This window comes from Streptomyces sp. NPDC052114, from assembly GCF_040680155.1.
In the GTDB taxonomy this organism is placed as follows: domain Bacteria; phylum Actinomycetota; class Actinomycetes; order Streptomycetales; family Streptomycetaceae; genus Streptomyces.
Genome location: NZ_JBFAWC010000006.1, coordinates 346,281 through 359,768, shown reverse-complemented (window position 1 = coordinate 359,768; position 13,488 = coordinate 346,281). Strand labels below are relative to the sequence as shown.

Genomic DNA, 13,488 nt, shown 5'->3' with positions numbered 1-13,488 from the left:
GCTCGGACCGCCGAACGTCGGGGCGCGATCCACGGGGAAACACGATCTCAGGGGGCTGACCCATGCGCCTGTTCGACCGCGACAGAGAACTGCGGACCCTGCACGAAGCGCTCACGGACAGCGCGAAGGGAGCCGGCGGACTCGTCATCGTCACGGGCGGCCCCGGTTCCGGCAAGACGGGCCTCGTGCACGCATTCCTCAACTCCGCGGGCGCCACCGGCGCGCGCGTGCTTTCCGCGACCGCATCGGCGACCGAGCGGGACCGCCCGATGAGCGTGATCCGGCAATTGCTCGACGGCGCCGGGACCGCCTGGCCGCTGGCACACGCACTCCCGTCCTTACTCGACGGCGAGGAAACGAATTATCAACAACACGAAAAAACTTGGAACATTGCCGTCACGCGCGCGGCCGAGGAAGTTACCGCCGCGTTACTCGCGGCGGCACCCGATGATCTCCCTCTGCTCATCTCCGTGGATGACGCTCATCTCATGGACCGGGAATCGCTGCAAGGGCTCCTGAGTCTGCTCAGAAAAATCCGCACCAGACGAATACTTGTCGTCTGTGCAACCTCAAGTAACGGCGCTTCTCGGTCAATTCCTCATCGCGAGCTGGCACGTCAGCCCCATCGCCGGGTGCGCCTTGCCCCACTGTCTGAGCAGGGGGTCGCCGACCTTCTGGCCCTCCAGGCGGGATCCGCCGTTCCGGCGGAAATCAGCCGCGCGTACTACCGGGCCACCGCCGGGAACCCCATGCTGGTACACGCCCTCCTGGACGACAGCACCCGCGCGCGGGCCGACATCGGCCGGCCCGTGGCGAGCACCTCCTACCGCCACGCGGTCCTCGCCTGCCTCTACCGCGGCGACGCCCGGCAGATCCGCGTGGCCAGGACCGTCGCGGCGCTCGGCGACCGCGCCTGCGCCACCACCGTCGGCTTCCTCACCGGCACCACGCCCGCCGCCGTGCAGGACGTGGCCGACGTGCTGGGCGCCACGGGACTGCTCGACGGCTACGCCTTCCGGCACCCGGCCGCCGCCGCGGCGATCCTCGACGACATGGACCGCACCGAGCGCCGCGCCCTGCACAGCGAGGTCGCCGGGCTGCTGTACCGCAACGGCTCGCCCGCCTCCGAGGTGGCCGGCCATTTGCTCGCCGCCGACCGGGTCGACACGGCCTGGGGCCGGGGCATCCTGCGCGCCGCCTCCGAACAGGCCCTGGCCGCCGACGACGTGGTGCTCTGCACCAGCTATCTCCGCCTCGTCCTGCGGGACTGCGACGACGAGTGGGAGCGCCACGCCCTGTCGGCCGCCCTGGCCCGCGCGGAATGGCGGGTCAACCCGGCCGCCGCGGGCACCTATCTGGCGCCGCTGCGCGAGGCCGCCCTGCGCGACGCCCTCGACCCGCGCGACGCCGCCACCGTGCTGCGGCACATGCTCTGGCAGGGCGACACCGAGCTGGCGGCCAGGACCATCAGCACGGTCATGCATTCGCGGACGCAATCCGACGCCCACATCATCGCCGAGGTCGAGTTCATCCGGCAGTGGTTCTACGGCGTCGCGATCGCCGGCCGCAGCGCCGACGTCGCCAGGCTCGTCGCACAGCCCCGCTCGGCCATCGGCGACGCCACCGGTCTGCGCGCCAAGATGGCCGTCCTGGTCGGCGGCGACGCCACCGACGCCTCCGTGGCGGCCGTGGCCCAGGCGCTGCAGAGCCACCAGCTCGACCACCTCAACCTCGAACTGGTCGCCATGGCCCTGCTCGCCATCGCGCACACCGACCGCACCGAGGACGCCGCCAAGGCCTGCGACGCGCTCCTCGACTGCGCCGTGCGCCGCGGGGCGCGCACCTGGCAGGCGCTGCTCGGCAGCATCAGGGCCGAACTCGACCTGCTCCAGGGGGACGTGACCGCGGCGGCGGAGCGCGCCGTCGAGGCGCTCGACATGCTGCACGCGCACAGCTGGGGCGTGCTCGTCGGCCATCCGCTGTCCACGGCGATCTTCGCGTACACCGCGCTGGGCCGGCACAAGGACGCCGAGGAACTCCTCACCCGCGAGGTCCCCGAGCCGATGTTCCGCACCGTCTTCGGGTTGCAGTACCTGCGCGCCCGCGGCCACCACCACCTCGCCACCGACCAGGCGTTCGCCGCGCTCGACGACTTCGAGACCTGCGGGCGGCTGATGCGGGACGGCAACCCCAACCTGCAGAAGGGCATCCCCTGGCGGACCGACCTCGCGCAGGCCAACCTCCGGATCGGCAAGCCCCGCACGGCCCGCGAGTGGGCCGAGCAGCAGCTGCGGCTGCCGGGCGGGCACAGCTCCCGGGCCCGCGCCATGGCGCTGCGCGTCCTGGCCGGGGCCAGCAAGCCGCACCAGCGCGCGCCGCTGCTGCGCGAGGCGATCGACCTCCTCAAGATCTGCGGCGACCATCTCGAACTCGCCCTGGTCTACGGCGATCTGTCCGCCGCGCACTCCGAGCTCGGCGAGTTCGACCGGGCCCGCCTGGTGGCGCGGCAGGCCGCGCAGGAGGCCGAGGCGTGCCGTGTGGAGTCGCCCGTGGACGACCGTCTGCTGGGCCACGGCCCGTCCGCGGCCCCGGCCCCCGGCGGCTCCGGCACCGCCGCGCCCCTCCTGAGCGACGCCGAGTACCGCGTCGCGGGCCTGGCCGCGCTCGGCTACACCAACCGCGAGATCAGCAGCCGCATCCACGTCACCATCAGCACGGTGGAGCAGCATCTGACGCGCGTGTACCGGAAGCTGAACGTGGCGAGCCGCACGGAGCTGCCCTCCAAGATGCTGGAGCGCCGCATCCCCGCCCTGCCGGAGCAGGAGGCCCGCAGCAGTCACTCGGCGGTCTGACCGCCCTCTCTCTCCCGCCACGGCGCCTCCCCTCCCTGTTCCTCGCCGCGCTTCCCCTCGGCCGTCCCGGACGCTGTCCGGGACGGCCGAGGCGTCGTACGGTCCACGGCTCCCTCAGTTGAAGCTGCCGAGCTCGTCGTCGAGGATGCCGAACAGCTCGTCGGCGGAGGCCGACTCCAGCGCGGCGCCCTCCTCCTCGCGCGGCCGCGGTGCCTCGTACTCCGTCGCACCGCCCCACGTGGCGCTCAGCGCCCGCAGGCGGGCGGCCACCCGGGCCCGCCGCTCGCCGTCGACCGCGGCCGACTCCAGTGCGTCGCCCAGGAGTTCCTCCAGGCGCATCACCTCGGCCTCGACGTCCACCGTGCTCCGACCGGTGTCGCCGCCCAGCTCCTCGAAGAGGTGCTCGGCCAAGGCGTCCGGCGTCGGGTAGTCGAAGGTGAGCGTGGTGGACAGGCGCAGCCCGGTGTCCGCGCTCATGCGGTTGCGCAGGTCGAGCGCGGCCAGCGAGTCCACGCCCAGGTCGCCAAGGGCCCGGCCGGGATCGATCGCGGCGGCGCCGTCGTGCCCGAGGACGTCGGCGACGTGACCGCACACCATCTCGGTCAGCAGCCGCTTGGCGTCGGCGGCGCCGAGCCCGGCGATGCGCAGCGGCAGCGGCTCGACGGCCGCCTCCGCACGGGCCGTGCGGCGCGCGGGCGCCGGGGCCAGCGCCCTGATCATCGCCGGGGCGTCCTCCGTGATCCGTACCCGCACGGGCAGCAGCAGGGCGCTGTCCCCGGCCAGGGCCCGGTCGAACAGGGCCAGGGCGCGGTCCACGGGCAGCGGCAGGATGCCGTCGCGGGCCAGCCGGCGCGTCTCGGTCGCGCCGAGTCCCGCCGCCATGCCCGATCCCGTGTCCCACAGCCCCCAGGCCAGCGAGAGGGCGGGCAGCCCCTCGGCGCGCCGCCGGACCGCCAGGGCGTCGAGGAACGCGTTGCCCGCCGCGTAGTTGGCCTGCCCCGCCGCGCCGAGCGCGCCCGCCGCGGACGAGAAGAGGACGAACGCCGCGAGGTCGTGGCCACGGGTGAGCTCGTGCAGATGCCAGGCCGCGTCGGTCTTGGGCCGCAGCACCGCGTCGAGGCGGTCCGGGGTGAGGTCGCCGAGCAGCCCGTCGTCGAGGACGCCCGCGGCGTGCACCACGGCCGTCAGCGGGTGCGCGGCCGGTATCGCGTCCAGCAGCCGGGCCAGCGCGTCGCGGTCGGTGGCGTCGCACGCCGTGACGGTCACGGTCGCGCCGAGCGCCGCCACCTCGTCCAGTTCCTCGGGCCGGTTGCCCGAGCGGCTGGTCAGCAGCAGATGGCGTACGCCGTGCCGGGTGACGAGGTGCCGGGCCAGCAGACGGCCGAGGCTGCCGGTGCCGCCGGTGATGAGCACCGTGCCCTCGGGGTCGAGGGCGCGGGCGGGCGCGTCGGTCGGCGAAGCGGTGGCCTCGGCGAGCTTCGGCACGTACGCCGTGCCCGCCCGCAGGGCCAGTTCGGGGGCGCCGCCCGCCACGGCGGCCGGCAGGGCCGCGGCCGACGCGGGGTCGTCGTCCGTGTCGACGAGGACCAGACGGCCCGGGTGTTCCACGGCGGCGGCGCGCACCAGGCCCGCGAGCGCGGCCTGGGCCGGGTCGGGCGGGCCGTCGAGGGCGGCGGCGGACCGGGTGAGGACGACGAGGGGTGCGGTGTCCGTGTTGTCGGCCAGGTGGCGCTGGAGCGCGGTGAGGGCCTCCAGGGCCGTGTCCCTGGCCAGCGCGGGCAGCGGCGCCCCGGTGTCCGGGCGGACCGTGAGCGTGCGGGGCCGCGGCGCGGTGCCGTCGGGGGCGGCGGGCAGCGCCGTCCAGCGCACCTCGTACAGGTCGCCGGTCGCGGGCGCCGCCGCGGTCAGCTGTTCCGCGGTCACCTGGCGGATGCGCAGGGCGGCCACGTCGGCGACGGGCGCGCCCGCGCCGTCGAACAGCCGCAGCGTCATCGTCTCGGTGCCGTGCGGGGTGAGCCGCAGCCGCACCGTGGTCGCCCCGGCCGCGTGGACGGTCACGCCGTCCCACGAGAACGGCAGCGTCATCACCGTCGGGTCCTGGCCGTCGAGCAGGTCGATGGCGTGCAGGGTGGCGTCGAGCAGCGCGGGGTGCAGGGCGAATCCATCGGCCTCGGCGTCCTCGGGCAGGGCGAGTTCCGCGAGGACCTCGTCGCCGAGCCGCCAGGCGCCGCGCAGGCACCGGAACAACGGACCGTAGGCGTAGCCCTGTTCGGCGAGGTGGTCGTAGGTGCCGCTGACGTCGACGGGCTCGGCGCCGGCCGGCGGCCAGGCCTCCAGGGCGGCCGGTTCGGCGGCGGCCCCGGGGGTGAGGACACCGCCCGCGTGGCGGCTCCAGCCGCTCTCGGCGCCCTCGGGACGGGCGTGCACGGTCAGCTGCCGCCGTCCCTCGCCGTCGGGTGCGCCCGCGGCCACCTGGAGGTGGACGGCGCCGTCGACGGGCAGGACCAGGGGGCGTTCGAGGTGGAGTTCCTCGATGTGCGGGCAGCCCACCCGGTCGCCCGCCTGCACGGCGAGTTCGACGAACGCGCTGCCCGGCAGGAGGACGACGCCGGCGACGGCGTGGTCGGCGAGCCAGGGGTGGGTGTCCAGGGAGAGCCGGCCGGTGAGGGCGACGCCGTCGTCGGCGGCCAGCGAGAGGACCGCGCCGAGCAGCGGGTGCCCGGCGGGCGCCTGGCCGAGGCCGCCCGCGTCACCGGCCGGGCCCGGCCGGTCCTCCAGCCACAGCCGCTGCCGCTGGAAGGCGTACGTCGGCAGGTCCGTGCGACGGGCCCCGGTCCCGGCGAACACCTTCCCCCAGTCGACGGACAGGCCCCGGATCCGCGCGGTGGCGAGGGCGGCGGCCAGCGCGGCGTCCTCCGCGCGGTCCCTGCGCAGGACGGGGACGAGCAGGGCGCGCTCGGGCTCCGCGAGGGCGTGGACGCCCATCGTCGACAGGACGGCGTCGGGGCCGAGTTCGAGGAAGGTGCGGACGCCGTCGGCCTCCAGGGTCCGTACGGCGTCGCCGAAGCGGACGGCCTCACGGGCGTGGCGTACCCAGTACTCGGGCGAGCACAGCTCGTCGTCGGTGGCGCGGACGCCGGTGACGTTCGAGACGACGGGGACGGCCGGCGGGGCGAAGGACAGCTCGCGGGCGGTCTTCTCGAACTCCGCGAGCATCGGGTCCATCAGCGGCGAGTGGAAGGCGTGGCTGACGCGCAGCCGCTTGGTCCTGCGGTCCGCGAAGGCGGCGCCGACCGCCTCGACGGCGGCCTGCGTGCCGGAGACCACGACGGCGCGCGGGCCGTTGACGGCGGCGAGGGACACGTCCGGGCCCAGGTGCGGACGGACCTCGTCCTCGGTGGCGTCGACGGCCAGCATCGCGCCGCCCGCGGGCAGTTCCTGCATGAGCCGGCCGCGCGCGGTGACGAGCCGGGCCGCGTCGGGCAGGTCGAGGACGCCCGCGACATGGGCGGCGGTCAGCTCGCCGACGGAGTGTCCGGCGAGGTGGTCGGGGCGCAGTCCGTAGGACTCCAGGAGCCGGTACAGCGCGGTCTCGACGGCGAACAGGGCGGCCTGCGTGTAGAGCGTGCGGTCGAGCAGAGCGGCGTCGGCGCTGCCCGGCTCGGCCCACATGATGTCGCGCAGCGGCCGGTCCAGGTGTGCGTCGAGCGCCTCGCAGACCTCGTCAAGGGCGCGTCGGAACGCGGGGTGGGAGGCGTGGAGGCCGCGCCCCATGCCGGGGCGCTGGGCCCCCTGTCCGGTGAAGAGGAAGGCGACCCTGCCAGCGGTCTCCTTGCCGCGTATGACGGTGTCGGCGGCGGTACCCGAGGCCAACGCGTCGAGTCCGGTGCGGAGTTCGTCCCGGTCGCGGGCGATCACGGCGGCCCGGTGGGCGAGTTCGGCACGGCCGGTGACGAGGGAGTGGGCGAGGTCGGCGAGCGGCCGGTCGGCGACGCGCTTGAGGCGCTCGGCCTGCGCGGCGAGTGCCTCGGGGGTCGCGCCGGAGAGGAGGAGGGGAAGGAGCCGGGCACCGGAACCGGGGGCCGCGGAGTGCGCGTCCGCAGCGGGCTCGGGCGCGGTTTCCGGCACGAGGTCCTCGGCGGGGGCCTGTTCGATGATCGCGTGGGCGTTGGTGCCGCTGATCCCGAACGAGGAGATGCCCGCACGCCGGGGCCGGTCCGTCCCGGGCCAGTCACGCTCCTCGGTCAGCAGCCGCACCGCACCCGCCGACCAGTCCACCTTCGTCGACGGCTCGTCCACGTGCAGCGTGCGCGGCAGCACCCCTTCGCGCATCGCCATCACCATCTTGATGACACCCGCCACACCGGCGGCGGCCTGCGTGTGCCCGATGTTCGACTTGATCGAACCCAGCCACAGCGGCGAACCCCCCGACCGCTCCTGCCCATACGTGTTCAACAGCGCCTGCGCCTCGATCGGATCACCGAGCGTCGTACCCGTACCGTGCGCCTCCACCACATCCACATCAGCCGCCGACAACCGCGCAGCCGCCAACGCCTGCTCGATCACCCGCTCCTGCGACGGACCGTTCGGCGCCGTCAGACCATTCGACGCACCGTCCTGATTCACGGCGGTACCCCGCACCACCGCCAACACCTCATGCCCATTGCGCCGCGCGTCCGACAACCGCTCCAGGACGAGCACGCCGACGCCCTCGGACAGGGCGGTGCCGTCGGCGCCGTCGGCGAAGGACTTGGCGCGGCCGTCGGCGGCCAGGTTGCGCTGCCTGCTGAAGTCCACGAACGTGTCGACGGTCGACATCACGGAGACGCCGCCCGCCAGGGCCAGCGTGCACTCCCCCTGCCGCAGCGCCTGCGCGGCCAGGTGCAGCGCCACCAGCGAGGACGAGCAGGCGGTGTCGACGGTGAGCGTCGGGCCCTCCAGGCCGAGGGTGTAGGCGACACGGCCGGAGGCGACGCTGCCGAGGCTGCCGTTGCCGAGGTAGTCGCGCACGGCCTCGGGGGCGTTGCGCAGCCGGCTGCCGTAGTCGTGGTACATCACGCCGGTGAACACGCCGGTGCGGCTGCCGCGTACGGCGTGGGGGTCGATCCCTGCGCGCTCCAGCGCCTCCCAGGACGCCTCAAGGAGCAGCCGCTGCTGGGGGTCCATGGCGAGCGCCTCGCGCGGGCCGATGCCGAAGAAGTCGCCGTCGAAGTCGGCGGCGTCGTAGAGGAATCCGCCCTCGCGGGTGTACGTGTGACCGGCCTTGCCCGGCTCCGGGTCGTAGCGGGCCGCCAGGTCCCAGCCGCGGTCGGCGGGGAAGGCGTCGATGCCGTCGCGGCCCTCGGCGAGGAGGGTCCACAGCTCCTCGGGCGAGGTGACGCCGCCGGGGTAGCGGCAGGACATGGCGACGATGGCGACCGGCTCGTCCTGGCCCGCGACCAGCGCGTCGGTGGCGGCCGCGGCGGGCGCGTCCGGGCCGACGAGTTCGCGCTTCAGGTGGCCGACCAGGGCGTTGGCGTCGGGGTAGTCGAAGACGAGGGTGGCGGGCAGCCGCAGGTCGACGGCGTTGCCGAGGCGGTTGCGCAGCTCCACGGCCGTCAGCGAGTCGAAGCCCGCCTCGCGGAAGGCGCGGCGCGGGTCGAGGACCATGTCGGCGCCGTGCCCGAGGACGGCGGCGACGTGAGTGCGGACCAGCTCCATGAGCGCCGCGTCGCGTTCGGCGGGCGCGAGGGCGGCGAGGCGGTCGGCGAAGGAGGTCGCTCCGGTGCGGGTGGCCGCCGTCCTGCGGGCAGGCGCGGGCACCAGGGCGCGCAGCAGGTGCGGTACGTCGGCGGCGCGGCGGAGCGTGCCCAGGTCCAGGCCGACGGGCAGCAGGAGCGACTCCTCGGCGCCGAGGGCCGCGTCGAGGAGCGTCAGGCCCTCGGCGGTAGGGATCGGGCGGACGCCGGCGCGGGCCATGCGCGCCACGTCGGCGTCGTCGAGGTGGGCGGTCAGGCCGGTGCGCTGCTCCCAGAAGCCCCAGGCCAGGGAGAGTGCGGGCAGCCCGAGGGCGGCGCGGTGCGCGGCGAGGCCGTCGAGGAAGGCGTTGGCGGCGGCGTAGCCGGCCTGGCCCGCGCCGTCGAGGGTGCCCGCGGCCGAGGAGAACAGCACGAACGCCGAAAGGCCGAGGTCCTTGGTGAGGTCGTGCAGGTGCCAGGCCGCGTCGGCCTTGGGGCGCAGCACGGCGTCGAGGCGGTCCGCGGTGAGGCCGGTGACCAGGCCGTCGTCCAGGACGCCCGCGAGGTGGACGACGCCGGTCAGCGGCCGGTCGTCGGGCAATCCCGCGATGAGAGCGGCGAGTTGGCCGCGGTCGGCGGCGTCGCAGCGGGCGACGGTGACGTCCGCGTCGAGGTCGGCGAAGTCGTCGTCGACGGTGCCGCCACGGCTGGCGAGGACGAGGTGGCGTACGCCGTGGGCGGTGGCGAGGTGGCGGGCGACGAGGCGGCCGAGCACGCCGGTGCCGCCCGTCAGGAGCACGGTTCCCTCGGGGTCGAAGGCGGGCGGGGTGTCGCGCGGGGCGGTGACGCGGGCCAGGCGCGGGACGTGCACGGTGGCGGCGCGCAGGGCGAACTGGGGCTCGCCGACGGCCGCGGCGACGGCCACCGCGGCGGCGGCCGTGTCGGTGTCCACGTCGGTTCCCGTGGCCGTGTCGACGAGGACGAACCGGTCGGGGTTCTCGGCCTGCGCGGCGCGCACCAGGCCCCAGACCGCGGCGCCTGCCAGGTCGCGTACGCCTTCGTCGTCCACGGCGACGGCGCCGTCGGTGAGCACCAGGAGGCGGGCGGCGGCCGTGCGGTCGTCGGCGAGCCAGGCGCGGAGCGCGTCGAGCACGCGCCCCGCGGACTCCCGTGTGCCGTCGACGGGGTCCCCGGCGTGGGCGACGGGCAGGACCACCCAGTCCGGCACGCTCTCCAGCCCGTCGGTGCCCCGCTCGTCCAGGACGGCGAAGTCGACGTCGGGGCGCTCGGGGACGGGCAGCGCGGTCCAGTCGAGGCGGTACAGGTCGTCGGCGCGGACCGGCGCCGCGAGGGCCGCCGGGTCGACGGGCCGGGAGACCAGTCCCTCGACGGCGGCGACGGGTGCACCGGTCGGGTCGGCGAGCTGGAGGGTGAGGGTGTCGCCGCCGGTCAGGCGTACGCGCAGGGCGGTGGCCCCGGCGGCGTACAGCGAGACGCCGTTCCAGACGAAGGGCAGCCGGGCCCCGTCCTGGTCGCCCGCGGTGAGTCCGTCGGCGTGCAGGGCCGCGTCGAAGAGCGCGGGGTGCAGGGCGAACGTGTCGGCGTCCGCGTCCAGTTCGACCTCGGCGAAGGTCTCGTCGCCGCGTCGCCAGGCGGCCCGCAGGCCCTGGAAGGCGGGGCCGTACGCGTAGCCGAGGGCGGCGAGGCGTTCGTAGGCGTCGTCGACGGGCAGGGCGGTGGCACGGGCGGGCGGCCAGGCGGCGAGGTCGAAGCCGGGCGGCGCGGTCTGCGGGGCGAGGAAGCCCTCGGCGTGCAGGGTCCAGGCGCCGTCGGCCGCGTCCTCGGCCTGGGAGTGGAGGGTGAGCGCGCGGTGCCCGGCTCCGTCGGCCGCCGCCACGTGCAGCTGGAGGCGGACCGCGGCGCGTCCCGGCAGCACCAGCGGCGCGCGCAGGGTGAGTTCGGCGACGTGCCCGCAGCCCAGGTCGTGCCCCGCGCCGAGCGCGAGCTCGACGAACGCGGTCCCGGGCAGCAGCACGGCGTCGCCCACCGCGTGGTCGGCGACCCACGGCGCGGTGGCGGCGCTGAGCCGGCCGGTGAACAGCGTGCCGCCGTCGGCGACCGGGACGGCCGCGCCGAGCAGCGGATGGCCGGTGGCGGAGAGCCCGGCGGCGGTGACGTCGCCGGTGGCCGGGGAGCGGCCGAGCCAGTACCGCTCGCGCTGGAAGGGGTAGGTGGGCAACTCGACCGCGCGTACGGGGAGTTCGGCGAAGACCGGGGACCAGTCGACCGGCAGGCCCGCCACGAACGCCTCACCGAGGGAGGCGAGGACGCGCTCCGGGCCGCCGTCGTCGCGGCGCAGCGAGCCGAGCCCGGTGACGTCGGCGCCCGCGGCGTCGGCGGTCTCCTCGATGCTGTGCAGGAGCACGGGGTGCGGGCTGCATTCGACGAACACGCCGTAGCCGGCGTCCAGGAGGGTGCGCGTGGTGGGCGCGAAGAGGACGCTCTGGCGCAGGTTGGTGTACCAGTAGGTGGCGTCCAGGCCCGCGGTGTCGTACGCGCCGCCGGTGACGGTGGAGTAGAACGGCACGTCGGCGGTGCGCGCCTCGATGCCCGCGAGGTCGGTGAGCAGGCGCTCGCGGATCGACTCGACGTGTGCGCCGTGCGAGGCGTAGTCGACGGGCAGGCGCTTGGCGCGGTGCCCTTCGGCCACGACGGCGTCGCGCAGGGCGTCGAGGGCGTCGGCGTCGCCGGACAGGACCACCGAGGCGGTGCCGTTGACGGCGGCGACGGAGACCCGGTTCTCGTACGGGGCGATCAGCTCGCGCACCCGGTCCTCGGGCAGCGCCACGGACATCATGCCGCCGTGGCCCGAGAGGTCCTCGGCGATGGCGCGGCTGCGCAGGGCGACCACGCGGGCGCCGTCGGCCAGGGACAGCGCGCCCGCGACGCAGGCGGCGGCGATCTCGCCCTGGGAGTGCCCGATGACGGCGGCGGGCCGCACGCCGTGGGACCGCCACACCTCGGCGAGCGACACCATGATCGCCCAGAGCACGGGCTGTACGACGTCCACGCGCTCCAGCGGCTCGCGGGCCCGCACCGTCTCCAGGAGGTCCCAGTCGGTGACGGGGGCGAGGGCGGCGGCGCAGTCGGCCATGGTGGCGGCGAACACCGGTGAGGTGTCGAGGAGTTCGGCGGCCATGCCGGCCCACTGGGAGCCCTGGCCCGGGAAGACGAAGGCGATGCGGGACTCCCCCGCCCGCGCGCCGCGCACCACGTTCGGCGCGGCGGCGCCCTCGGCGAGGGCCGTGAGGCCCGCCGTGAGGGCGGGCAGGTCGGCGCCGGTGACGACGGCCCGCTCGTCGAGGGCCGCCGTGGTGGTGGCGAGCGCGTGGGCGACGTCGGGGACGGGGTCGGTGGTGGCGGTGAGGTGGTCGAGGAGCTGGCGGGCGCGGGCGGTCAGGCCCTGCGCACCCTTGCCGGACAGGACCAGCGGCAGCGGGGCGGCGAACTCCGGCTCGGCGTCCCAGGGTTCGGGCTCGGGGGCGGCCTCCACGATGACGTGGGCGTTGGTGCCGCTGATCCCGAACGACGACACGGCGGCGCGGCGCGGCTCCTCGGTGACGGGCCAGTCGCGGGCCTCGCCGAGCAGTTCCACGGCACCGGACTCCCAGTCGACCTGGGAGGTGGGCCGGTCGGCGTGCAGGGTCTTGGGGAGCCTGCCGTGGCGCATCGCCATGACCATCTTGATGACACCGGCGACCCCGGCCGCGGCCTGCGTGTGGCCGATGTTGGACTTGATCGAGCCGAGCCAGAGCGGTTCGGTGCGGCCCTGGCCGTAGGTGTTCAGGAGCGCCTGCGCCTCGATGGGGTCGCCGAGCGGCGTGCCGGTGCCGTGCGCCTCCACCGCGTGCACCTGGGCGGCGTCCAGCCGGGCGTTGGCCAACGCGGCGCGGATGACGCGCTGTTGGGAGGGCCCGTTCGGTGCGGTGAGGCCGTTGGAGGCACCGTCCTGGTTGGTGGCGGTGCCGCGGACGAGGCCGAGGACGCGGTGTCCGTTGCGGCGGGCGTCCGAGAGGCGCTCCAGCAGGAGCATGCCGACGCCCTCGCCCCAGCCGGTGCCGTCGGCGCCCTCGGCGAAGGACTTGCAGCGCCCGTCCAGGGACAGGCCGCGCTGGCGGGAGAAGTCGACGAAGGTGTCCGGCGTCGACATCACGGTGACGCCGCCCGCAAGGGCCAGCGTGCACTCACCGGTGCGCAGCGCCTGCACGGCCAGGTGCAGGGCGACGAGCGAGGAGGAGCAGGCCGTGTCGACGGTGACGGCGGGCCCTTCGAGGCCGAGGGTGTAGGAGACGCGGCCGGAGGCGACGCTGCCCAGGTTGCCGTTGCCGAGGTAGCCCTCGACGCCCTCGGGCACCTCGGTGAGCCAGCTGCCGTAGTCGTGGTACATGACGCCCGCGTAGATGCCGGTGCGGCTGCCGCGCAGGCTGTGCGGGTCGATGCCGGCCCGCTCGAACGCCTCCCAGGACGTCTCCAGGAGGAGGCGCTGCTGGGGGTCCATGGCGATGGCCTCGCGCGGGCTGATGCCGAAGAAGCCGGGGTCGAAGCGCGGCGCGTCGTAGAGGAAGCCGCCCTCGCGCACATGGGTCTTGCCCGGCGCGTCGGGGTCGGGGTCGTACAGCGCGTCGCCGTCCCAGTCGCGGTCGTCCGGGAAGTCCCCCACGGCGTCGACGCCCTGGTCGACGAGGTGCCACAACTGCTCGGGCGTGCTGACGCCGCCCGGGTAGCGGCAGGCCATCGCGACGATGGCGACGGGTTCCTGGGCCGCCTCGGTGATCTCGGCGTTCCGCCGGCGCAGCCGTTCGTTCTCGATCAACGACTCGCGCAGCGCCTCGACGATCTGCTCGACGGATGTATCCACG

At 75.3% G+C, this 13,488-nt stretch carries 2 protein-coding genes and 1 pseudogene; 2 read left to right on the top strand and 1 reads right to left on the bottom strand.

What is annotated here, in order from left to right; all coding sequences use genetic code 11:
- Window positions 1–62: 62 nt before the first annotated feature.
- Window positions 63–551 (top strand): annotated as a pseudogene (locus AB0L89_RS16185) (ATP-binding protein); the annotation flags it as partial.
- Window positions 552–749: 198 nt separating this feature from the next.
- Entirely contained in the window at window positions 750–2,852 is a 2,103-nt protein-coding gene (locus AB0L89_RS16180) for a LuxR C-terminal-related transcriptional regulator (protein WP_365141074.1), read from the top strand.
- A 114-nt stretch (window positions 2,853–2,966) separates the two neighbouring features.
- On the opposite strand, the gene AB0L89_RS16175 is transcribed toward AB0L89_RS16180, so the two are convergent.
- Entirely contained in the window at window positions 2,967–13,487 is a 10,521-nt protein-coding gene (locus tag AB0L89_RS16175; protein ID WP_365140716.1) for an SDR family NAD(P)-dependent oxidoreductase, read from the bottom strand.
- Window position 13,488: the final 1 nt, after the last annotated feature.